At 52.1% G+C, this 23,654-nt stretch carries 20 protein-coding genes; 9 read left to right on the top strand and 11 right to left on the bottom strand.

Annotation, left to right across the window (positions count from 1 at the left end):
- The first annotated feature begins 15 nt into the window (after positions 1–15).
- Together A1332_RS10295 and A1332_RS10290 are read left to right on the top strand one after the other, a co-directional pair.
- The gene (locus A1332_RS10295) at positions 16–402 is read left to right on the top strand and encodes a bacteriohemerythrin (protein ID WP_064008399.1); all 387 of its coding nucleotides are present in this window, start codon (positions 16–18) and stop codon (positions 400–402) included.
- Positions 403–452: 50 nt separating this feature from the next.
- The gene (locus A1332_RS10290; RefSeq protein WP_064008398.1) at positions 453–857 is read left to right on the top strand and encodes a bacteriohemerythrin; all 405 of its coding nucleotides are present in this window, start codon (positions 453–455) and stop codon (positions 855–857) included.
- Here A1332_RS10290 and A1332_RS10285 read toward each other — a convergent pair.
- The 6 genes from A1332_RS10285 to A1332_RS10260 are packed head-to-tail and all read right to left on the bottom strand — an operon-like array spanning position 854 to position 7,659.
- Positions 854–1,399, bottom strand: a complete 546-nt coding sequence (locus A1332_RS10285; protein WP_064008397.1) for a chemotaxis protein CheW — start codon at positions 1,397–1,399, stop codon at positions 854–856. The two genes, A1332_RS10290 and A1332_RS10285, sit on opposite strands and share 4 nt — an antisense overlap.
- 17 nt (positions 1,400–1,416) lie before the next feature.
- Positions 1,417–3,453 (bottom strand): methyl-accepting chemotaxis protein, encoded by a 2,037-nt coding sequence (locus tag A1332_RS10280; protein ID WP_064008396.1) that lies wholly within the window; start codon positions 3,451–3,453, stop codon positions 1,417–1,419.
- 46 nt (positions 3,454–3,499) lie between these two features.
- Entirely contained in the window at positions 3,500–5,701 is a 2,202-nt protein-coding gene (locus A1332_RS10275) for a chemotaxis protein CheA (protein WP_064008395.1), read from the bottom strand.
- Entirely contained in the window at positions 5,698–6,030 is a 333-nt protein-coding gene (locus A1332_RS10270) for an STAS domain-containing protein (RefSeq protein WP_020481514.1), read from the bottom strand. Before A1332_RS10270 ends, A1332_RS10275 begins: the two co-directional genes overlap by 4 nt.
- Before the next feature lie 31 nt (positions 6,031–6,061).
- Positions 6,062–6,430: a response regulator gene (locus tag A1332_RS10265; protein WP_020481515.1), complete on the bottom strand. Its 369-nt coding sequence runs from the start codon at positions 6,428–6,430 to the stop codon at positions 6,062–6,064.
- 20 nt (positions 6,431–6,450) lie between these two features.
- Positions 6,451–7,659 (bottom strand): methyl-accepting chemotaxis protein, encoded by a 1,209-nt coding sequence (locus A1332_RS10260; protein WP_064008394.1) that lies wholly within the window; start codon positions 7,657–7,659, stop codon positions 6,451–6,453.
- A gap of 132 nt (positions 7,660–7,791) precedes the next feature.
- Here A1332_RS10260 and A1332_RS10255 point away from each other — a divergent pair, with 132 nt between their 5' ends.
- Genes A1332_RS10255 through A1332_RS10245 form a run of 3 tightly spaced genes read left to right on the top strand, consistent with a single transcriptional unit; the run spans position 7,792 to position 10,357 of the window.
- On the top strand, positions 7,792–8,631 hold the full coding sequence (locus A1332_RS10255; protein ID WP_269454651.1) for a CheR family methyltransferase: 840 nt from the start codon (positions 7,792–7,794) through the stop codon (positions 8,629–8,631).
- Positions 8,628–9,224, top strand: a complete 597-nt coding sequence (locus A1332_RS10250) for a chemotaxis protein CheD (RefSeq protein ID WP_064008393.1) — start codon at positions 8,628–8,630, stop codon at positions 9,222–9,224. The genes A1332_RS10255 and A1332_RS10250 overlap by 4 nt, the downstream gene beginning before the upstream one ends.
- A gap of 38 nt (positions 9,225–9,262) precedes the next feature.
- Positions 9,263–10,357 (top strand): protein-glutamate methylesterase/protein-glutamine glutaminase, encoded by a 1,095-nt coding sequence (locus A1332_RS10245; RefSeq protein ID WP_064008392.1) that lies wholly within the window; start codon positions 9,263–9,265, stop codon positions 10,355–10,357.
- Between the two features lie 14 nt (positions 10,358–10,371).
- Here A1332_RS10245 and fucP read toward each other — a convergent pair whose 3' ends face one another.
- From fucP to nhaR, 5 genes are all read right to left on the bottom strand, one after another.
- Entirely contained in the window at positions 10,372–11,628 is a 1,257-nt protein-coding gene (fucP, locus tag A1332_RS10240; RefSeq protein ID WP_064008391.1) for an L-fucose:H+ symporter permease, read from the bottom strand.
- Positions 11,629–11,649: 21 nt separating this feature from the next.
- The gene (locus A1332_RS10235; RefSeq protein ID WP_231890263.1) at positions 11,650–13,842 is read right to left on the bottom strand and encodes a glycoside hydrolase family 3 N-terminal domain-containing protein; all 2,193 of its coding nucleotides are present in this window, start codon (positions 13,840–13,842) and stop codon (positions 11,650–11,652) included.
- A gap of 345 nt (positions 13,843–14,187) precedes the next feature.
- Complete coding sequence (locus A1332_RS10230; protein ID WP_064008389.1) at positions 14,188–14,850, bottom strand: class I SAM-dependent methyltransferase; 663 nt, start codon at positions 14,848–14,850, stop codon at positions 14,188–14,190.
- 288 nt (positions 14,851–15,138) lie between these two features.
- Positions 15,139–15,609 (bottom strand): RDD family protein, encoded by a 471-nt coding sequence (locus A1332_RS10225; RefSeq protein ID WP_064008388.1) that lies wholly within the window; start codon positions 15,607–15,609, stop codon positions 15,139–15,141.
- 91 nt (positions 15,610–15,700) lie between these two features.
- On the bottom strand, positions 15,701–16,603 hold the full coding sequence (gene nhaR, locus A1332_RS10220) for a transcriptional activator NhaR (RefSeq protein ID WP_064008387.1): 903 nt from the start codon (positions 16,601–16,603) through the stop codon (positions 15,701–15,703).
- 113 nt (positions 16,604–16,716) lie between these two features.
- On the opposite strand from nhaR, the gene ppc reads away from it, so the two are divergent.
- The 4 genes from ppc to A1332_RS10200 all read left to right on the top strand — a co-directional run bounded on the left by ppc (position 16,717) and on the right by A1332_RS10200 (position 23,648).
- Complete coding sequence (gene ppc, locus A1332_RS10215; protein WP_197491436.1) at positions 16,717–19,638, top strand: phosphoenolpyruvate carboxylase; 2,922 nt, start codon at positions 16,717–16,719, stop codon at positions 19,636–19,638.
- A gap of 151 nt (positions 19,639–19,789) precedes the next feature.
- Positions 19,790–20,230 carry a hypothetical protein gene (locus tag A1332_RS10210; protein WP_064008386.1) on the top strand — a complete coding sequence of 147 codons (441 nt, stop codon included), beginning with the start codon at positions 19,790–19,792 and terminating at the stop codon, positions 20,228–20,230.
- Positions 20,231–20,251: 21 nt separating this feature from the next.
- On the top strand, positions 20,252–22,345 hold the full coding sequence (locus A1332_RS10205; RefSeq protein WP_064008385.1) for a peptidase domain-containing ABC transporter: 2,094 nt from the start codon (positions 20,252–20,254) through the stop codon (positions 22,343–22,345).
- Complete coding sequence (locus A1332_RS10200) at positions 22,338–23,648, top strand: HlyD family secretion protein (protein ID WP_064008384.1); 1,311 nt, start codon at positions 22,338–22,340, stop codon at positions 23,646–23,648. The genes A1332_RS10205 and A1332_RS10200 overlap by 8 nt, the downstream gene beginning before the upstream one ends.
- Positions 23,649–23,654 lie beyond the last annotated feature (6 nt).

Below are 23,654 nucleotides of genomic sequence, written 5' to 3'. Positions count from 1 at the left end.
GATTACGGGAATAACATGAACGAATTCGTTTGGGAAAATCAATATCTGCTCGGAAACGAAACGGTTGACCAGCAGCACAGAGAATTATTCCGTCTAGCGAACCAACTGGTAGCCTCGAAAGATGCTCAAGCACTAGCCGAAAACATCATGTTGCTTTATCAACATGTCAGGGAACATTTTCACGCTGAAGAAGCCTTTATGAAACAACACGGCTATCCGGAATATCAACATCATGTGCAAACGCATAATCTGATGCTGGAGAAGCTGGTCGAGTTTAGTCATGGAATCAGTCAGCAAAAACCACAGGAACTAGACGTGCCGGGCTTCATGCACGACTGGATTAGCCATATAGCGGAGGAAGACGCAGCGATTAACGCCTATTTCAAAATCCACCAAGAATAGAAAGCGGACAATTCCCTAACAGTTTAATTTAACAACAACGAGGCCTGAATATGAGCGAGTTTATCTGGCAAGATGACTACAAAATAGGTCACGCAACGGTGGATGCGCAGCACAGGCAATTATTCGATCTGGCGAATAGAATTGTTGAAGCCGACTCTAGCGAAACGTTGACGCATTTGTTTGCACTGTTTTATCAGCACATCCGCGAGCACTTCGAAGCCGAAGAACATTTGATGAAAGACCATAGCTATCCGGGTTATGCCCAGCATGTCGCAACGCATAACCAAATGCTGGACAGGTTGAACGACATTTCCCAAACCATTTACCACAGGCAATGGCAGCCTGCCGACATAAAAGTATTTGTCAGCCAATGGGTGTTGGCACATATCCTTGAAGAAGATAAGCTGCTGGGAGAGTACCTAAAAAATCTTCCAGCAGAAGCCTTATCAACCTAGTCCGAAGCTGCGATCAGATGCTCTTGAGATTGCGCCAAATCGCTTAATAGCGATAATTCGTCCAGCGACAGCACCCGGCTAATCGCCAAAAGTATAATAAATACGTCATCGACACGCGCCATGGCTTGAATAAAATCGGTACGAATGTCGGTGCCAAAATCCGGCGCCGGCTGAATGTTGGCGGGCGGAATTTCCAAAATTTCCCGGACCTCATCCACCAACATCCCTATCAAGTGCGAACCCTCGCTCGTTTCAACCGCCACCAACACGATACAACTGCGTTTGCTGACTTCCGAGCAATGGCGACTTAAACGCGCCGATAAATCTATAACCGGCACCACACTGCCGCGCAAATTGATCACCCCGTGAATATAGTCCGGCGTCAAAGGCACCCGAGTCACGTTGGCAATCTCAATAATTTCCTTAACATCCAGAATGCTGACTGCAAAACTTTCTGTCCCCACTAAAAAAGTCAGGTATTGGCCTACCTGCTCCTGAACCGCCACTGCATGGCCGGTTTCTCTCCGAATCAGATTACTCATGGTCTGCTCTCCAGAGACTAAAAGCGCTCAAAATCTTGGTCGTTAAAATCCAACGAGGTGTCGGCAAGGTTATTCACTGCTACCGGTTTTTTAACATAGTTTTGCGCTGGCCCTCCGCGAGACTGGCGCTTAGCGGCTGGCGGTGTTTTACCAAAAGATTGCGACTTAGTAATGTTGCCATCCAGTTTGAAAAACGCTACCGCATGCTGCAACTGGGTGGCCTGTCCATTTAATTCCTCGGACGTAGCGGCTAATTCTTCGGCGCTGGCGGCATTTTGCTGAGTCGCTTTATCCAGCTGGCGCATCGCATCGTTAATTTGATTAATTCCACTGGATTGCTCCATGGACGCCGCATTAATTTCCTGCACCAAATCGGCTGTTTTCACAATATTCGGTACTACGGCAGCGATCAAGGTACCGGCTTTTTCAGCTATCGCTACGCTGTTGGTGGCAAGCTCGTTGATTTCTTCCGCCGTGACGCGGCTGCTTTCCGCCAGTTTTCTAACTTCCGCGGCCACTACCGCAAAGCCCTTGCCGTGTTCGCCGGCAGAGGCCGCTTCAATCGCCGCATTTAACGACAGCAAATTGGTTTTATAGGCTATATCCTCGATCAAACCAATTTTTTTGGCGATGTTCTTCATGGCCAGAACAGTCTCGTTCACTGCTTCCCCGCCGTCACGGGCTTCCCCTGCCGACTTGGTTGCCATTTGTTCGGTGACATGGGCATTTTCGGTGTTTTGCTGTACCGAAGAATTAAGCTGTTCAATCGAAGAAGTAGTTTCCTCGACGCTAGCTGCCTGCTCGGTAGCCATCTGACTCATGGACTGAGCAGTAGCACTGACTTCTTGCGAAGCGCTGGCCAGGGTATCCGAATTGGAACGTACTTGCGCGACCACCTGACTGAGCTTATCGCGCATATCGCGCAAAGCCTGAGCGAGTTGCCCGATTTCATCTTTACCGTTAACTTCCAGCTTCGCGGTCAAATCGCCTTCGGACAAGGATTGCGCAAATTTAACACCGACAATAATCGGCACGGTAATCAGGTTGGCCAGGAACATCGCGATAATAACGCCCAAAATCAATGCGGCAATGATGGTACCTATAATGATTTTATTGGCCTCGTCGACCAATTCGTCGGCGCTTGCAGCCGCAGCAGCTAATTGCGCATAACCCGCTTCTTCAGCAGTTTGCGCTTGTTTAACGACATTATCAGCCGCTTCCAGCATCTCCTTACGAATGCTATCGCGTTTATCGTCGTTATCTATCCATTCTTCGGCCGCTTGTTGATATTCCCGGGTACTGGTCCGGGCGGTGTCGATCAGACGCAAGGCTTCTTCAGAATTAACGATTTTTTGTAAATCATCATATGCTTTCAATAATGCTGGCAACGCTACCTGCATTTTTTTCCAGGCCACACGGTCTTTATAATTGACCTCCTCCTTCTCGGCCCGCATGATTTCCATAGCTTTCATGTATATCTCGGTCGCCCCTATATAGCGTTGGACATAGGCATCCAGTTCCGCGCCCGTCACGCCCTTTTTCTGGGCTTCACTGTAAAGACGTACTTGCCGATCCTGAAAGTCGTCCGCAGCTTTGGCAACCGCGTTGCCTTTGGCGATCATTGTTTCAACAGCCGCTTTGTTCAATTTAATCGAAGCCACCATCGCTCGAAACTTCTCGGAAAAATCCAAAGTGCCCTCACGCGCCACTTTAGATTGGTTAAGCAATTCAGCGTTGTTAAATTGCTTCGCCTGTTGATCGACTTTATCCAAAGAACCGAGAACATTTTTAATGCTCTCTTGAACTTTATCGGCATCGGCGTCGCTTTCAGATATTCGATAAGTGCGCTGCGCCATGACAGTTTGCAATGCCGCTCGCTCCACACCCGTCGCATATTCCACCGACTTACCGTTGTTAGCGGTAATGGATTCAATTGCTTCGGCAAGATAACCAATGTATAGCTTGGACAAGCCACCGAAAGCGATAGTAATTGCCACCAGCAGCATCGCCCCCGTCAGGATTTTTGTTTTTATTTTTAGGTCGTTAATGTTCATGCTCTGTTCCCTCTATTAGGAATTTATAACTGTAAGAAATCTTTACTTACTGAATTCGCTGCGACGTTAAGAATGGTGCCGGTCGGCTTTTATTTTTGATGGCGGCTTGAATCAAACCTTGCACGTCCAAAATCAGCGCGACATTGCCGTCGCCCAACACGGTTGCGCCGGTGATGCCGTTTAATCTTTCAAACACTTTGCCAAGCGGCTTGATCACGGTTTGATGCTCACCGTGCAATTCATCGACAACAAACCCGGCCTTAGTTTGCCCGAATTTGACCACCACCACGCTTTCGCGCTTTCTGTTACTGTCGGCAATTTGGTTATGGAAATAGTCGCCTAAACGTAAGTATGGCAAGACCTGACCGCGCAAATTGATGTAATGCTGTATTTCATCTATCTCGCATTCGTTGGCGTTCATCTCGATGCATTCGTCCACCATGCTCAGCGGGATGATGTAGCGGTCCTGGCCGGTACCGACCATGAAACCGTCGATAATCGCCAAGGTCAGCGGTAAGCGTATGGAAATGGTGGTGCCCTCGCCTTCTATGCTGTCTATCTCGACGGAACCGCGTAAGGCTTCGATATTTTTTTTCACCACGTCCATACCTACACCGCGCCCGGATAAATTGGTGGCTTGATCCTTGGTGCTAAGTCCGGCGGCAAATATGAGATTATGAATTTCTTGTTGGGACAAATCGTGATCGGGTTTAATCAGGCCGTTGGCTAATGCCTTATCGAGTATTTTCTCGCTGTTCAATCCTGCGCCGTCATCGGCAATTTGAATCACGATATGCCCGGATTCATGATAGGCATTGAGTTGCACGGTACCTTGCGCCGGCTTACCGGCGGCGACCCGCTGCGCGGGGCTTTCAATGCCGTGATCCAGGGCGTTGCGGATCAAATGGGTTAACGGATCGTTGATTTTTTCGACGACCGTTTTATCCAACTCGGTTTCGCCGCCGCTGATATAAAGTTCGATGTCTTTATTCAACTCCTTACTAACATCGCGAACGACGCGCTTAAACCGGGAAAAGGTTTCGCCGATTTGCACCATGCGCAATTCCAATGCGGTATCGCGGATACTGCTGACCAAGGCATTCATGCTGGCGGCCACATCGCCGGCATCGCTCAGGCCATGCCGCTCAACGATCAAATTCATTGCCGCACTAGAAATCACCAGCTCGCCGACCAAATTGATCAGGTGGCCTAGTTTGCTGGCATCAACCCGAATGTAATTGGCTTCGCTCGCCAGCTTTTGTTTGGTCTGCTCCTGTTTTTTCAGCGCTTGATCGACCAATGGCTGCTGTACGACGTGTTGCTCGACCAGTATTTCGCCCAACGGTTTGCTGGGGGCTTCCTGTTCCGCATCAACGTTGGCCTGCTGACTTTGCAAGGCATGATTGACATCGTTCTGAGTCAGCGCGCCAACCTGCACCAACATGTCGCCCAAACGCTTAACATGATTGTCATCCTGAGCGTTCAACAGATTTAAATATTCCTCTAGTTTGGAATTGGGCGGCAAAATTTTGATATCGCAATCGTCAGAAGCAAAATCGAACACCGCTTCTATCGTCTGTTTGTTCGCATCGCTCTGAAAAGCAATTTTGAAATGCAAATAACAGCTTTCCGGATCCATGTCGTCATCGACCGGCATTTCCGAGGCTACGGTAAGAATTTGTTTAATCTCGCCTAAGGTTCGCAGATAGCGAATAAACGACAAGGGGTCCATGCCATTTCTGAAGGCGTCTTTCTGAAACTCCAAAGAAATAAGCCAGTTATCGTCCACCGATATTTCGCCGCCACCTTCGATTTCCAGCTGGACGCTATCGTCGCTCTGCTGCATGTCGGTAGTTTGCCGTCCGGTCAACTGCCGAATCAAACGTTCTCCGTCCGCCGCCAAACTTGCCGGTAATGCCGCTTCTTTCTGCGTCAAACAATGTTCGATCAATTTAGCCGTGTGATCCTTACTGTCCAATAAGACAGAAATCAATTCCGCATCGATACCGCGTTCGCCGTTGCGCACCTTATCCAGAACCGACTCCGCTTCGTGGGTAAAGCCGACAATGGCGTTGAAGCCGAACAATCCGGAAGAGCCTTTGATGGTGTGCATGGCCCTGAATAAACTATTGATGGTTTCGCTATCGTCCGGTTTGGTCTCCAAGGACAGCAAAGCGTCTTCCATATCCGTTAACAACTCTTCGGCCTCTTGGGCGAAAACCGTTAAGGCAGCATCTAATTCGCTCATGATGATTTCCAGTCTGCAGAGATAACGATAGGGTCACCGAAATGCTTACTAAGGTTAAGCAGTTCCAGCACTTCAACGACCGCCTCGCTATGTTGACTAAGGCTAAAGCTGATATCGCGGCTAACGGCTTCCTGCTTCAGAAACATCAGTAATTGCAAACCGGCACTATCTATTTCAGTGACATCGGCAAGATCGATTTGGATGTCCTTAGCCGAGCTTAGATACTGGGATAGTGCTTGTTTGTGTTCCAGCACCGAATAAATGGTTAATTCACCCTGTATAGCTAGCTGGGTGACGCCCTTTTTTTGTTGTTTTAGTTGGATAGCCAAGGTTTTCTCCCCTTGTGCGGCGGAGTTGTTTTTAAGGCAACACCAATTTGGATACCGCGTCGAGTAAAGTGGGGGCCTGAAACGGTTTGGTCAGCCAGGCTTTCGCGCCCGCCGCCTTGCCAGCCTGCTTTTTATCGTCGGCGGCTTCGGTAGTCAGCATCATCATCGGAGTGAATTTGTAAGCCGGTAATTTTTTAGCTTCCGTAACAAAGGTTATGCCGTCCATATTCGGCATATTCACATCGGTGATGATCAGATTGATTTTTTGTCCGGTTAATTTATTCAGCGCATCCCTGCCGTCGCAGGCTTCAATCACATCGTAGCCCGCGCCCTTAAGGGCAATACCGACAACCTGCCGAATGGATGCCGAGTCATCAACAATCATGATGGTTTTAGCCATTACTCAATCCTTCATTGAATTTAGAAAAATGTAATCTCGTCGTTGGCGGAAGTACTTTGGTGACTCACTGCCGTCCCGGAAGAGTGATTCAATAATTCTTCCGGCATGGTGTAGCTGAGCTCCATTCGAGCCAAAGTTGCCCCGACATCGAGACTATTCGCTTGGCGCTCGCCGCTGTTACGCGTGGCATCTACCGCGCTTTGCAGGCTGTTTAGGTTGTGTTCGACATGCGACAGCATTTGGCTGACCCGATCCTGAAACTGGAAGGCGGTCAACACCGAGAAAATTTCATCGCGAATTTGCGCGCTGTTGCCGCGCAGTTGGTCTGCATCGTTTCTGAACATATCCAAAGCTACCCGCAAATCGTCGAGTGCTGTGCGGATGGCGTGTTCGGCATCGCGTATTGCTTTGTCGTCGGAAGAGCCGGATGCTTCGGACATTTTCAAGGTGGAGGCCATGGCTTTGTTGATATCGGCAATAGCGTGGCTGATCTTTTCCCCGGTAGTCGACGAAAAACCGGCTAGTTTACGAACTTCGTCGGCCACAACCGCAAAGCCCCGGCCATTTTCGCCTGCCCGGGCAGCTTCGATAGCGGCATTAAGCGCCAATAAATTGATTTGTTCGGCAACCTTGCGCACTTCCTGCGCCATGGTGTCCAGCTGACCGGTATGCGCGGACAGTTTACGAACCTCGTCGACCACCGCGTGCTCAACGTCTTGAATTTGACTTAAAACTTTTAATACCGCAGTCAAGGCATCCCGAGTTTCGCTGAATAACACGTCAACGCTCCGGCCTTGACGACTCTGCGCGCCGCCGGATATCAGCCGTTCCAATTGATTGACCATGGCTGCGAAGCGGCTGGTCAACACGGTGATTTCTTGTTCGGTATGTGTTCTGGAGGTCTGTACTTGTCGGAGCAGAATCGGCACTACTTGCAGAAACAAACGCTCCAGCTCGATGGCATAAGCTTCAAGATCTTGCAGTTTTAAATCTTCGTCGCCACGCCAGGCCTTATTGACTTCGTTTAATACGGCTTGCTGTTTGTTGTACAAAGTAGACCCGACCAGAACGCCGGCAAAACCAAGCGCAACGGTGGCTCCCATACTGATTAAACTGAAACCGGTTTGCACGCAAGCCAACAATCCGCCTATCACTCCCAGCCCGACCGTCAACAGATAAAAACCAAGTGGACCGGGGCTTTTGGCTATGGGATAAGGTTTTCGAAGCATGGTAATTCCGTTTGGGTTTTGAGTATGTAAAGGATAGTAGAGAGTTTTAGACTTGCATTCAACCCAGTACCATCTTAGGTTTTTAGTTATTGTTAAGTTCTCAGCAATTCATGTAATTAATTACTGACATAATTGATTCATAAATCCTTACTATCGGAGATCTTTATTAGCATCGCCCCTATCACGACCGAAGAATTCGAACGCTTCAGATGTCTGATTTACGACCATGCCGGCATCGCTCTGACACCGGAAAAGAAAGTCATGGTAGCCAGCAGGCTAGCCAAGAGGCTCGACTATTATCAGCTGCATAGTTACGGCGAATACTATCAGCTGGCTATTAGCCCCGACTACCCACATGAATTTCAAACACTAGTCAACATTCTGACCACCAATGAAACCTATTTTTTTCGGGAACCCAAACATTTCGAATTCTTCCAGCAGCAGATTCTTAAACCTTGGCGCGGCGAACAATTTCGGGTTTGGAGTGCGGCCAGTTCGACAGGAGAAGAAGCCTATACTTTAGCGATGGTATTGGCGGAGAACCTAGGCATGCGCAATTGGGAGATTTTCGGCTCCGACTTGAGTACCCGAGTATTGGACATTGCCCGGCAAGGCGTATATCCGCTGGACAGACTGGATCATATGGACAAACGTCTGCTAGAAAAATATTGTCTGAAGGGCGTGCGCAGCCAGGAAGGTTTCTTTCGCGTGGATAGCAAGCTGCGCAGCCGAGTCAAGTTCGATCAGGTCAATCTGATGAACGTACTGCCGCCTGCATTGGGTAAGTTCGAAGTGATTTTTCTGCGTAACGTTCTAATATATTTCGATCAAGACACCAAAAAACAGGTGGTAGAACGATTGACCACCGCTCTGAAGCCTGGCGGACATTTCATTATTAGCCATTCGGAAAGCCTGCATCGGGTCACGGAACAGTTACAAATGATCAAACCGTCAATTTATCGCAAACCATGAAAAGCCTGCCCTTCCGAGATACCCAGCGTATCGTGATCGACCCGGGGGAATTCTATGCCTCCCGCAAACCGGAAGTCATTTCGACGCTGTTGGGCTCTTGCGTGGCAGCCTGCCTATACGATCCAATCAATCGGGTATTCGGTATGAATCATTTTTTGCTGGCTTATCGCTCCCACTCCAACAACATGCCTATCATCGAGTCCGACGAAGGCCGCTACGGTATTTACGCGATGGAGTTGCTGATCAACGAAATGATGAAACTCGGCGCCAACCGGCTGAATCTACAAGCCAAATGTTTTGGCGGCGGCAATGTTTTAAAGCTGCGGGAGGACAAAAACCGAAAGCAAACCGTGGGCGATGTGAATGTTTTATTCATAAAAGAGTTTTTAAAAAAAGAAAACATTCCTATGCTTAGTGCCTGTCTTGGCGGCAACATTGGCAGAAACGTGCATTTCGTCGGTAGCGACTATTCGGTGTTTATCAAAAAAATCGACCACAACCAAGAAGTGTTACTGGAACAAGAAGAACGTCGCTACTGGAAGAAAAATATCGACGAACATGAAAAATCCAGAAGCAGTGCCGAATTCTGGTAAACAATCCAAGACAATTAACAGGCAACCCTAAAGACACTATGACAGACACAAAAGTATTTATTGTCGACGACTCCGCGGTAGTCCGGCAGGTATTAACCGGATTGCTCGATAGCCTGCCTGGCGTCAAAGTTATCGGTGCCGCGCCGGACCCTATCTTTGCCTTGACCCGCATGGAAAAAGACTGGCCGGATGTCATCATCCTGGACATCGAGATGCCGCGCATGGACGGCATCACGTTCTTGAAAAAGCTGATGCACGAACATCCCACGCCGGTAGTAATCTGCTCGACGCTGACTGCCAAGGGTGCGGAAGTCACGATGCAGGCCATGAGCGCCGGTGCGGTTGACATCATCACCAAACCCACCGTTAACCTGAAAGGCTTTCTGCAAGACTCGAAAACACTGCTGGCCGATGCCATCAAAGGCGCGGCGCATGCCAGACTGAAAAAATCGGCGGGCCCATCGAGCAAACCCGTGGATGGCAGCCCGAAATTAACCGCCGACGCGGTACTTTCCCCTACCAGCCTGATCTCGATGACGGAAACTACCGACCGCGTCGTCGCCATTGGTACGTCAACCGGCGGCACTCAGGCCTTGGAATACGTATTGACGCGACTGCCGCGCACCACGCCGGGTATCGTCATCGTGCAGCACATGCCAGAGGCATTTACCGCCGCATTCGCCAAACGTCTGGACAGTCTTTGCCAAATAACGGTAAAAGAAGCCGAGCAAAACGACCGGGTCATTCCCGGTCTGGCCTTGATTGCGCCTGGCGGCAAACACATGTTATTGCGGCGTAGCGGCGCGCAATATCGAGTGGAAATCAAAGACGGCCCGCTGGTCAGTCGCCACAGACCCTCTGTAGACGTGTTATTCCGCTCCGCCGCTCAAGCTGCCGGAAAAAACGTGCTAGGTGTGATTATGACCGGCATGGGCGACGACGGCGCACACGGCATGAAGGAATTGCACGATACCGGCGCGCTCTGTGTAGCCCAAGATGAGGCCAGCTGCGTGGTGTACGGCATGCCCAAGGAAGCGGTGAAGCTAGGTGGCACCGACGGCGAACTGCCTTTATCGGCCATCCCGAATTTGATCATTCAATCGCCCAACCGGGCAAAATTCTTGAAAGGTTAAATGGCCGGTTTTATCTACAACTGGCGGCAGCGATAGCCGTAATAAGCGATATACAAGTAACAAAGAAATGGGATAAAAAATGCATGCTGAATGCCGATATGATCGGCAAACGCCCCTTGCAGCAGCGGTAAAACAGCCCCGCCGACGATGGCGGCGCAGAGAATGCCGGAGCCTTGACCGGTATGGCTGCCCAAGCCAGTCAAAGCCAGTGAAAAGATGGTGGGAAACATGATGGAGTTGCACAAGCCCACCGCCAGGATGGTAAGCATAGCCAGTGTGCCGCTGCCCAACATCGTCGCCAACACCAAAGCTGCCGCCGCCAAGGCATTGAACGCCAGCACCTTGCCGGGATGGATTTTCTGCATCACCGCCGACCCGATAAACCGGCCGACCATGGCCCCGCCCCAATAAAACGAAACGTATTTGCCGGCATCTTGCTCAGCCAAACCGGCGATATCCGGCTCACCGAGAAAGTTAACCAGAAAGCTGCCAATCGACACTTCGCCGCCCACGTAAACAAAAATCGCCACGGCGCCTAATACCAAATGTGAATATTGCCAGGCACTGCCGCCCTGTTCGTGCGCGCCACCAGCCTCGGCTTGCTGGTTAATCTTCGGCAACTTAAGCATTGCAAAGACTGCGGCCATTAAAAACAATACCGCCGCGAGAAATAAATACGGATTTTGCACCGCCGCCGCTTCCGCCGCTTGATAAGCCGACAATTGCTCAGCATCCAGCAGTTTTATCTCCTCGGCGCTTTTTACCGCATTCGACAAAATAAACAACGCGCCAAAATACGGCGCCAGCGTGGTTCCCAAGGAATTGAACGCCTGAGTCAAAGTCAAGCGGCTGGACGCGGTATGCGGATCGCCTAATACCGTCACGTAAGGATTGGCGGAAACCTGCAACAGCGTAATACCGGAAGCCAACACAAAAAACGCCCCCAAAAACATTGGATAGGAATGCAAGCCCGCAGCCGGATAGAACAGTAAACAACCACAACCGGCAATCCCCAAGCCAACGATGATGCCGCCCTTATAATCGATTTTTTCCACCAGATAACCGCTGGGCACCGACATCAAAAAATAGGCGGTGAAGAAACAAAACTGGATCAACATCGCTTGGGTATAGCTAAGGGTAAACACCGCCTTCAAATGTGGAATCAGGATGTCGTTAAGACAAGTGATAAAACCCCAAATGAAAAACAGCGAGGTCAGAATGCTTAACGAGCCCGCATACGATGGTTTACCCTGGTTTTGTTGATCCGGCATTAGTTAATCCCGCAAATTGAGTTAAGGTTTGGCGACCTGGAAACGAGCGGTTTCGTTACCGACCATCACCTCAAATTCACCCGGCTCGACGATGCGTTTCATATCCACGCCGATAAACGACATATCCTGCGGCGTTAAGCTAAATTGCAAGGTCTGCTCCGCGCCGGGTTTTAACTCGACCTTTTTAAACGCCTTTAGCTGTTTCACCGGCCGCGACACCGAAGCCGCGACATCGTGCAAATACACCATCACGGTTTCCTTGCCGGTCAGCGCGCCGGTATTTTTCACCTTAACCGTCAGATTGATGCTTTCGCCCATCGCAATGCTATCTTTGCTCACACGCAGACCGCTGGTCTGGAACGTGGTGTAACTCAAACCGTGGCCGAACGGATACAGCGGCCGATACTGATTGCTCTCGAAGGCCTCTATAGGCTTGTGATCGTACATCACTATATCGTTGGTATCGCGCGGATAAGAAATCGGCAATTTACCGCTGGGATTGGTATCGCCGAACAAAATATCGGCCAGCGCGGCCCCGCCTTCCATGCCCGGCAAAAAGCCCAATACCACCGCCTGCGCCTTGTTAGCTATTTCGGTGATGATACGCGGCCTACCGCCGAACGTGACTAGAATGACCGGCTTGCCGATTTCGAATATCGCTCTGGCCAGTTGCAACTGCACCGGTTCGAGATGCAAGGATTCGATATTGCCCTCGGTTTCGGTATAGGTTTTTTCGCCTAGCGCCAAAATCACCACATCGTGCTGTCGCGCCTGAGTCACGGCCTGCTCGATATTGATTTCGTCGCTGAAATTTTTCCCGCCCACGTAAGTTACTTTACCGTTGGTTTTTTGCTGCAGGGCTTGTAACAAAGTTGGCTTGTCTTTGGGATACAAATGTTCGGCGGCGCCCTGCCAGGTGATGGTCCAGCCGCCGTTCATGACGCTTAACAAATTCGCGGTCGGCCCAGTCACCAGAATACTGGCCTGCTTGCTCAAAGGCAGAATATGCTGATCGTTTTTAGCCAAAATGATGGCTTCCCGCGCCGCTTGGCGATTCGCAGCTACCGCGTCATCAGTGACAAAGTTGCCTTTTATGTCCAGCGCCGGCTCGTGTCTGTCAAACAACCCGCTTTGATATTTCACGCGCAAGATGCGCGACACCGCTTCGTCGATGCGGGTGATCGGCACTTCGCCGGTTTTGGCTAAATCCAGCAACAAGTCGTAAAACGAGTAATCGAAAGGCACCATGCTCATATCCACGCCGGCCATCACCGCCATCTTCACGGCTTCGCGCGGCGAGGCCGCCAGTTTGTCGCGGGTATATAGACGGCTGATGTCGGCCCAATCGGACACGGTGAAACCTTTAAAACCCATCTCGCCGCGCAGAATGGTGTTCAGGTAATGATGATTGATATGGCCGGGAATGCCGTCCACCTCGGCGGAATTAATCATCACCGTCGGCGACCCGGCTTTCACGCCGGCCTCAAAGCCCGGCAGAAAATATTCGCGCAAGGCCCGCTCGCCTATCCAGGCCGGACTGCGGTCTTTGCCGTTTAAGGGATAGCTGTAACCGACATAATGCTTCAGACAAGTCGGCGCTTTATCCGCCTCGGCAAAATCGTCGCCCTGATGCCCTTTGATATAAGCACTACCCATCGCTACCGCCAAATGCACGTCTTCCCCGTAGGTTTCCCACAAGCGTGGCCACAGCGGTTGACGGCCGATGTCCATCACCGGCATGAAATTCCAATCCAAACCGGACGCCTTGACTTCACGGGCGGTCACTTCACCTTCCTTGAAAGCCAAGTCGGGATTAAACGTCGCGGCCATGCTGATGGCTTGCGGAAACAGTACCGCGTTCTCGGTATAGGTGGCGCCATGAATCGCGTCGATACCGTAGAGCACTGGAATTTTCAGCCGGCTTTTTGCCGCCACCTCTCGTATCGCCTGGGTCATCCGCCGCCATTTTTCGATGGGCTGGGTTTGATTATTCGGTGTGGTAGGCGTGTTCAGGATCGAGCCGATATGCCGGTTCAATATGGCATCTTCCAGTTTGGCCTGATCAATCGGATTATCGGCCACTTCACCGTTCACCACCGAAACCACGCTGAAATCGATCTGGGTCATCTGCCCGACTTTCTCTTCCAGGCTCATTTGCGCCAGCAAGGCCTGAACCTGCGCTTCAACATTGTCGTTTGTTTCTTGTGCACTCACGCCGGACTCCAAAGCCACGAATAGGGAAAGAATTAAAAAAGCTGGTTTTGTTTTCAAGAGATTTATTTGGTTTGAATGATGCCCGCTCAATCGGTTTGTATGCCTGCCTTCTGCGAGGCAAAAGGTTGGTCAAAGATAGCAAGGCGCTCGCAGTTATTAGTAAAAATAAAGCTATGGTTATGAATTGCGTCACGCTATAGACGCGCGTTAACGACGCAGCCGGAATAGTTTATCCAGACCTGAGGATGATGTCCTATATTTTCTGACCAGTCGCGCCAGAGATATATGCCGGTATCAAACACCAAAACTGCAAGCACTAGGCATTCTCGCACCCGGTCATGCCGCTTACCCGGCTAGCGCCTGGCTAAAGGTCAGAAACCGGCCTTTGTAACGCTCGCCGTTTTCAGTCTGACGTTCGGCAATCCGGCTGGTACAGCCATAGCCCAAGCCGGTCATTTCCCGGCAAAATCCCACACGATTGCCGCGATCAGGATCGACAATAATGATTTGCGCGTTCCGGGCGGCATGCTGATCGATAAAGTGCGCCAGCTGCGCAGGCTGTTGACGTTCGTATAGCACATCACTGCCTATAATCAGATCGAAGCGACCTAAACCAGGATTGCCGGTGGCCCAATTGCCGGTTTTATATTGCAACGGCCCCAGTTTATTTAGCAGCAGATTTTCGTTAAGAAACCTCTCGCTCAAAGGATGCCAATCGCTAACGGTAATATTGCCGGCCCGACGATGAATCACCAGACTGGCCAATCCCAAACCGGCGCCAATTTCCAGGATGCGCTTCCCCACCAAATCGAAACTATGCATGGCCAAGGCCAGCACGCGCGCTGACGGCCAGACCTTCCCGAACAGCGACCAACTGGCGGACGAAATCCCGGCCGATTCGGCCTCGCCGAGCGGATCGGCATATTGCTGCAAATCGGCTAAAGAGCGAATGACATAATCGAAACCGGCAACGGTGACGGTCTCGAATTTAACACGATAATCTAGCATTGGGGGTTACAGCGACAAGGTTGTGCATCAGGAAAAGGTTCTGATCGAAGGGCACAACGCTTACTGAAAAGAGGCATGCAGGCCGAAAAGGCACTCGCGGAGTTGCCCAGGGCCGGGCAACTGTTTATGCAGGGTAACACATTGCTTGAGTTAGCAAGGCGGCAGCTATGATTAAGGATAACGTAATCACTCAATCCAGATCGATTCATCGCCATCCAGGCGATTTGATGACTGTTACTTTTTTACGGCTTTGGTGGTTCCCCTAAGCCGCCAAAACTTAAATTGAGGCTAGTCCTTGCCATCCATAAATGTCTTTGAGTTACCCGCCCTGTTTTTCGGACGAACTACCAAGGTGCCGGCAAGTTTGTCATGCCAGCCTTGCTTTCGGCTATCGAATGCCACCCAGAGTAGGCCAAGCCCCAGCGGGAACGTTGACAGGTAGTAGGCAAAATAGCGGCCGATGAATTGACCCGTGCTCGGCGGGTTGCCAGTCTTTGCATCCACAATTTTTGCGGAGATTGCCATCTTGCCCGGGGTCGCTTGCTTGGCGACCCAAAAAGCAATCACTGCCGCTGCGGGAAAAATATAGGAAACCAATAAATCCACCGGCCCCTGGACAAAGCTTTCGCTGAACCAATATTCCTCGCCGTAAAATGCCATCAGTATCGGCAACATAATCATGGCCATCAGGATGCTATCGATGATGGATGCGCCGACTCGCGGCCAGAAGCCGACCAGTTCTAATTCTTCGGGATTCATGCCTTACTCCTTGTTGGTTTAACGGTGATAAGAAATCATAGCCTGCCCTGCTCCAATTGACGAACCTCCGGACCAACAAATCTCACGGAAATTATTCCGGAAACAATTTATCCCGCGCATTCTCCAAAATTGCAGTCACGGCCGGATGTTTGAGTTTGCGGCGCATGGTAATCGCATAAAAACGTTCATGTACCGAGTCGATGCGACCGATGGCTTCCACACCGTATTGACTTTGGATTTCTGCTTCAACATTACTCGGCGCGACAAACAAACCCACCCCGCCGCTACCAAAAGTTTTGATCAACGCGCTGTCTTCAATTTCGGCCTGGATGGCCGGACTGATGCTTTCGGCATCGAACCATTGATCCAGCGAGCGCCGCAGCGAAGTATTCGCGGTCGGCAGCAAGAACGGTGCGCCGCTCAAGCAGCGCGGGAAACTTTGCCTATAGGTCGCTGCCAAGGCCGGCGAACCAAACACGGTAACTCCGCATTCGCCCAGCAGATGATTAAAGGCCTTGGCGCCACTAGTGGGTGTCAGCGGCGCATCGGACAACACTAAATCCATACCTTGCATGGCCATGTCACTCAGTAGCCGCTCGGTTTTGTCCTCGTAACAAAGAATCTGTACCGGTTCCGGCAAGCGAAATGCCGGCTCTATCAAACGGTAAACGACCATTTTCGGTAACGCATCCGCGACGCCCACCACCAAACGCAAGGCTCTTCCGGTCGGCCGGCCTTTTAAGGTGTTGCTTAGCTCTCTGCCCAGCGAAAAGATTTCTTCCGCATAATTAAATACCACCCGACCGGTGTCGGTGAGTGCTAGTTTACGGCCTTGTTTATAAAACAGTTTTTCGCCGATTTGCTGTTCCAGCACCGCTAATTGGCCGCTGATGGTCGGTTGCGCCAAATGCAGTTTCTCGCAAGCTCGCGTGATGCTTTCTTCGCGGGCGACATTCCAGAAATAAAACAAATGTTGATAGTTGATTCGTTCCACTAGTGCTTAATACATAGAAATTTACGATGCTTTCATTCTAAACATTCTATTTAACAATATCAAAATGCTGCGTTAGGCTATCAAGCAAGCAATAATCACCATGAGAACTGAATATGCAAAAGCTAAAAGCGCTGCACCATGACAATATAGGCCCTGGCACAGGAACCGAACTGGCGGATTACGGCAAGTCAGCATTCGAACTGGACAATGTAAGCGCCAGCCAAATCCTCAGCGATCGCTTAGGCGATGCCCACGGCGACGACAAAGATCTGCGCAGCTCGATTCGTCTGCTCGGCTCGATATTAACAAAAGTCCTGGCCGCACAGGCTAAGCCGGAAGTCGCCAACGCCGTCGCGCAGTTGCAACGCAAGTTTGCCAGTCTGATCAGAGAAGGCAGCGCCAATCGCCGCCGCCAATTCATCGAGATTCTGGAAGGCCTGGATGCGGAAGAAATAGGCGAAGTGGTGCGAGTGTTTAACGGCTATTTCAGCCTGATCAATATCGCCGAAGAATCGCACAATCTGAATTTGCGTCGGCAAAATCAGACCGGTCGCTATTGGCCCGGCTCGTTTCACGACACGCTAATCAAATTGCGCGACAGCGGGGTCAGCGCGGACAAATTACAGATTTTGCTGGACGAGATGCTGTATTTGCCGGTGATGACCGCCCATCCCACCGAAGCTAAACGCCGCACCGTCAAAAGCGCGTTACGCAACGTATTCCTCAGCCAGGAAACCTTGGACGATCCGCGTCTGCGCAGCCAGCAGCGCGGCGAAGCTCTGGACAAACTACAGGCTCAGATTCAATTGCTGTTGAAAACCGACGAAGTGCGCGCGCGCAAATTAGGCGTGGCCGACGAAATCGATGCCGGCCTGTTTTACTTTTCCTTGTCGCTGTTTCAGGCCACCACCCTGGTCTACCGGAACTTACAACGTTCACTTAGCGATGTGTTCGGCGCCGACGTCGCCAGTCAAATCCGCATCCCCAGTTTTCTGCGCTTTGGTTCATGGATAGGCGGCGACCGCGACGGCAATCCGAATGTAAAACCGGAAACCACCGAACTGGCTTTGCGCATGCAGGCGCAAACCATCATGCAGGAATATCTGGCACGCCTGGATCAATTGCGCGGCCAGTTGTCGCATTCCTATGGCCTTTGTGAATTGGCGACTGAATTTATCGACAGCCTGCACGCCGACCGCACTATGCTGGGCTCGGCAGTAACGGACTTGGAAAAACCGTATTTGCAGGAACCTTACCGGCACAAATTGATATTGATGAAATACCGCATGCAATGCACCTTGCAACGGGTTCAACAACAGTTGCAAGGCAAACCGGAACAAGCCAATCGCCACGCTTATGCCAGCGTTGCGGAGTTTTTACTCGATCTGCGCTTGATCGACGTATCGTTGCGCGGCCATGGGGACGCCAATATCGCCGAGCTGGAACTAGCCGATCTGATCAGGCTGGCCGATGTATTTGACTTTCACCTGATGCAACTCGATGTCAGGCAGGAATCGACTCGTCACAGCGAAGCAGTCGCGGAAATTCTGGCGGCGGCGCTGAACATTGACTATCTCGCGCTAGACGAAGCCCAGCGCATCACATTATTAGCCGAGGCTATCGCCGCGCCAGGCGGCTTGATGTTCGACGCCGCCGCGCTGACGCCCGCCAACCGCGAAACGCTGGAATTATTTACGGTGATGGCGAAAATGCGCCGGGAAATCGGCCCAAACTGCTTCGGCAAATACGTGATTTCCATGACCCACTCCGCCAGCCATATTTTGGAAGTACTGCTGCTGGCGGCGCAAGCAGGTCTGGTCGGACGAATAGGCGGGCATTGGCATTGTCATATCGGCGTCAGCCCCTTATTCGAAACTATCGACGATTTAAACCGCATTTCCGAGGTGCTGACCCAGCTATTCGATACCGATTGCTATCGGGAATTGCTGCGGGTCAGCGACGACCGCCAGGAAATCATGCTGGGCTATTCCGATTCCTGCAAGGACGGCGGCATCCTGGCCTCGGCATGGGGCTTGTCACGCGCGCAGCGGGAAATCATCGCCATCAGCGAGCGTTACGGTTTGAAATGCCGCTTATTCCACGGCCGTGGCGGCACCGTCGGTCGCGGCGGCGGTCCGACTCACGAAGCCATTCTGGCGCAGCCGCCCGATACCGTGCGCGGCCAGATCAAATTTACCGAGCAGGGAGAAGTGTTGTTTTATCGGTATAACAACATGGAAACGGCGGTCTACGAATTGACCATGGGGGTCACCGGCCTGCTGAAAGCCAGCGTCAGCCTGGTACAAGCCATACCGGCAGATCGCGCGGAAGATTTGGCGGTGATGGACGAACTGGCAAGGATAGGCGAGCAAAGTTATCGTGACTTAACCGAACGCACACCCGGCTTTTTGGACTATTTCTACGAAGCCACTCCGGTGGGCGAAATCGGTGGATTGAATATCGGTTCGCGGCCCTCGCATCGCAAAAAATTGGATCGTTCGAAAAACTCGGTGCGGGCGATTGCCTGGGTGTTCGCCTGGGCGCAATCACGGCAGACTTTTCCGGCTTGGTACGGCATCGGTTTCAGTCTGGCCAGCTGGTGCGCCGGCAAACCGGAGCGTCTGGAAACGTTGCGCAGGATGTATAATGACTGGCCGTTTTTCCGCAACCTGCTCAGCAACGCGCAAATGGCGCTGAGTAAATCCGACATGAACATTGCCCGCGAATACGCGCAATTGTGCGCCGATCCGGAAACCGGCAAACGCGTTTACAACCTGATCGCCGGCGAGCATCAGCGCTGCGTGGAATGGATCTTGGAGATAACCAACGCCGACCGCTTGCTCGCGGAAAACCCGGCACTCGCAGCGTCCTTGCAACGCCGCGACGCTTACCTGGGGCCGCTGAATTACCTGCAAGTATTTTTGATCCGGCGGCTGAGGGAGATTAATACCGAGAATGCCGCCGAAAGCCCATGGATGAAACCCTTGTTGCGCAGTATTAATGCCATTGCCGCGGGTATGCGCAATACCGGTTGAGGCTCAAAAAGCAAAGCCTGTCCAGTGGAGAGAATTTAGTTTATTTATAAACTATTTGTATTGTAACCAAGACATCGTATAACGAATGCGCCCTTCTCCCTTCAACAGTGAGAAGGGGCTTTTTCGGCAGACTCTAAAAGGGAGGAGAACCATGCAAAAAGCCTACGCATTGGCACACTGGTTTAGAGTAATCATCATGAACACCGGGCGCTGGCTGTTTGAAAACAAGCCTGCCATGGCAGTCTTGACCCTGATATTCTTATATAAATTTGGCGACACCTTGCTACCCTTTCTGTGGCACATCCTGCATCTGGTGATCGAGGTGGTCGAGATGATGTTCGAGCATTTTTTGGAGCATGTGTTCGGGGTAACGCCGCGTCAGGCGGAATTCATCGTGTTCTGGACCGGTCTGACCTTGCTCGGCACCGTGCTCTGGCACTTGTCGTATAAAGCATATCTCGTGGTATTGCAGGCATGCGAAGCCGCCTGGCAAAACTGGTGTGAAAAAGCCGGCCCGGCCAAATTACTCGCTACTCTTAAGCTGACTCTGTTGCTGAGCATACTCGGCAAGACCATGCTGTTATTCGTTTAAACCGATAGGATTTCGTTACGTATGAGCACCGCCTCAGGATTTAAGGAACACCCACACAGAAAACAATCGACGCTGACCCTACTGGAGTTTTTATTCGGCCTGCTGGAGATGCACAGCCAAGCCCAAGGACTTACGGAGCGCTTGATAGAATCAGCCGGTGCCGATAGTCAGGCAGCGCTAGTCGCTATCGGCGACCATTTGGGCTTGAACATGGAGAGCGTGCTGCTCACACCTACCGCCGCCGCAAATGCCTCTGCCCCGCAAACCCCATTACTAACCAGCCTGTCCGACGGTTACGGCTGGATAGTCCTGTACGGATTTCGCGGCGGCAAAGTCAGAGTGGCTTTGGCCCAAGGCGAGGTCATCGAAGAGCGTCTGGTCAAGCCGGCTGACATCGGCAAATTACTGGGCCGATCCGATGCCGGTATTAGCGAATGGCTGTTAGCGCAAGCTCAGGCGCCGTTTGAGAATGCCGTTAGCCAAGACCATCACGCGCACATGCCGCCATTCCGCCGCTTGCTGGAACTGTTACGAGCTGACCGGCACGATCTCTGGCTATTGTTGGGCTTGGCTTTGGGCTCGGGCTTACTGGCGCTGGCTTCGCCGGTGGCGGTGCAAGCGCTGGTCAATACCGTGGCGATGGGCGGCATGGGCCAGCCTTTAATCGTGCTGGCCACCATTCTGTTTTTCTTTCTAAGCTTCGCCGGCGCGGTCTATGTGCTGGAATCTTATCTGGTGGAAATCGTGCAGCGGCGGATTTTCGTGCGCCTGGCCGCCGACTTGGCCTATCGCTTGCCCAGGGTGCGCAGCGATACCTATGACAGTCAACACGGCGCGGAACTGGTCAATCGCTTTTTCGATGTATTGACCTTGCAAAAAGCCGGTTCTTCGCTGCTCTTGGACGGTTTGAGCACCGTGGTGCAAACCTGCGTCGGCCTGATCATGCTGGCCTTCTATCATCCTTTCCTACTGGCGTTCGATGTGGTTTTGCTGTTGGCTATCACAGCGATAGTATTTTTGTTGGGCCGCGGCGCGGTCACGACTGCAATTCAGGAATCCATCAGCAAATATGCCTTAGTAGCCTGGTTGGAAAGCGTTGCCGGGAATATCCAGACCTTTAAATTCGGTAACGGTGCCGCGATGGCCGCCAACCGTACCGACCAACTGGCGCTGGATTATTTAACAGCCAAACGCCAGCATTACCGTGTGCTGTTGGGCCAAGTGATCGGCTCTGTGGCCTTATATGCCATCGCCAGTACGGCCTTGTTGGCTATCGGCGGCTATCTAGTAATAGACGGCCACTTAACCTTGGGCCAATTGGTGGCGGCAGAACTGATCGTATCGTCGGCCTTACTGGCGTTGATCAAATTCGGCAAGCATCTGGAAGGCTTTTACGACTTAATGGCCGGCACGGACAAGATCGGCCATTTATTGGATTTGCCTTTAGAAGCTTCCGCTGAGGTGGATGCAGAATTTAATGGTCCGGCGTCTTTAACGATCAGCAATTTGAAATTTGGCTTCAATTCGCAGCGGCCGTTGTTCTCCGGTTTTTCCATGCACGTACAACCGGGCGAAAAAGTCGCGATTTTAGGCGGCCCCGGCAGCGGCAAAACCGCCCTGGCCTCGCTATTGAGCGGGATGCGGCAAGCACAAGCCGGGCAGATACAAATCAACGGCCAGACTCTGGATGATCTGCGCCTGAGTAGCTTACGGCAGAACATCGCAGTAGTAAGCCGACTGGAAATTTTTCACGACAGCATGCTGGAAAATGTCAGGCTCGGCGATGCGAATGTGAGCGCTGCCGATGTCGAGCGGGCCCTGGTCAAGGTCGGCCTGACCGGCATGGATTTGGATACCGTCATGAGTCCCGGCGGCTCGCCGCTTGCAAATAGCCAAGCCATACAAGTGATGTTGGCTAGAGCCATCACCTCCCGGCCGGCCTTGTTGATCGTTGATGGCATACTCGATGCGTTGGATGCCAAATTGCAGCAAAAGCTGGCATTGGCACTATTGACCGCAGATGCACCCTGGACGCTATTGCTGCTGACTGGATCAACAGAGACGGCCGCACTTTGCCAGCGCCTCATCCGTTTGCCGGGAGCCGCCCATGACTGAGTTACAGATTAGGCTGTCCGCGCTATCGGCGGCACACACGCCGCGCCTGGTCAGCAGTTTAGCGCGCGCTTGCGTCTGGTTATTTCTGTTGACCCCGCCAGCCCTGCTGCTGACACCCTGGCAACAAAACATCAACGGCAACGGCCGGGTCTCGGCCTTTGCACCGCTAGAACGTCAACAGAACTTGGATGCTCCGGTTTCCGGTCGTATCGTCAGTTGGCATGCTAAAGAAGGCACCAAAGTTAAAGCTGGCGATTTGTTGATGGAAATCACCGACGTCGATCCGGAATTACTGGAGCGCTTGCAACAACAGCGTGCGGCAGCTGCAGCGAAATTGGCCGCCAAGGAAGAAGAATTACGGGCTTACCGTCTGCAAATCGACAACTTAATCGCCACCCGTGATTTACAAGTGGCCACCGCGCAATACCGTCTGGATGTGGCCCGACAAAGAGCGCGCTCGGCCAGCGAAGCCATCGCCTCGGCACGCGCCACGCTGGAAACGGCTAGCGTACAAACCCAGCGCCTGCAACGCTTGATCGGCGACGGCTTGGTGTCGCAGCGCGATTACGAAGTCGCACAACGCGATGGTATCGTGGCGCAACGCAGCTTAAACAGCGCCCAAGCCAGTCTGGAAGGCGCTTTGGCCGAACAACGCGCCGCCGAAGCGGAAATCGGCCGGATTCGCGCCGACGCCCAGGCCCGTATCGACTCGGCGACCGCGTCGGCCAATAAGACTCAGAGCGAACTGGAAGACAGCCGCAGCAGCTTGTTAAAAAGCGAAGTCGATGTCTCCCGCCAACAGTCCCAACAAATCAGAGCGCCACGCGACGGCAGCATCCTCAGACTGCTGGCCAACCCGCAGAGCGACATCGTCAGACAAGGCGATCCGCTGCTGGTATTGGTGCCGGACATGGATGTGAAAGCGGTGGAACTGTGGGTGGACGGCAACGATGCGGTATTGATCACCCCCGGCCGGCATGCGCGTCTGCAATTCGAGGGCTGGCCGGCCCTGCAATTCGCCGGCTGGCCGGAAGTGGCCGTGGGCACCTTCGGCGGTTTGGTCGCTTTTGTGGATTCTACCGACGACGGCAAGGGTAAATTCCGGGTGCTGATCGTGCCCGATCCCAATGACCGCCCCTGGCCAACTGAACGCTTCGCCCGCCAAGGCGTGCGGGTGAAAGGCTGGGTCTTGCTGAATCGCGTAACGATGGCTTACGAACTGTGGCGTCAACTGAATGCCTTTCCGCCGCAAATGACTACGGAAGCGCCGGCGACCGATCTGGTCAGACAAAAATTGAAATAAGCGCTT

Source organism: Methylomonas methanica (assembly GCF_001644035.1).
GTDB lineage: Bacteria > Pseudomonadota > Gammaproteobacteria > Methylococcales > Methylomonadaceae > Methylomonas > Methylomonas methanica_A.
This window is presented reverse-complemented; position numbering and strand designations above follow the sequence as displayed.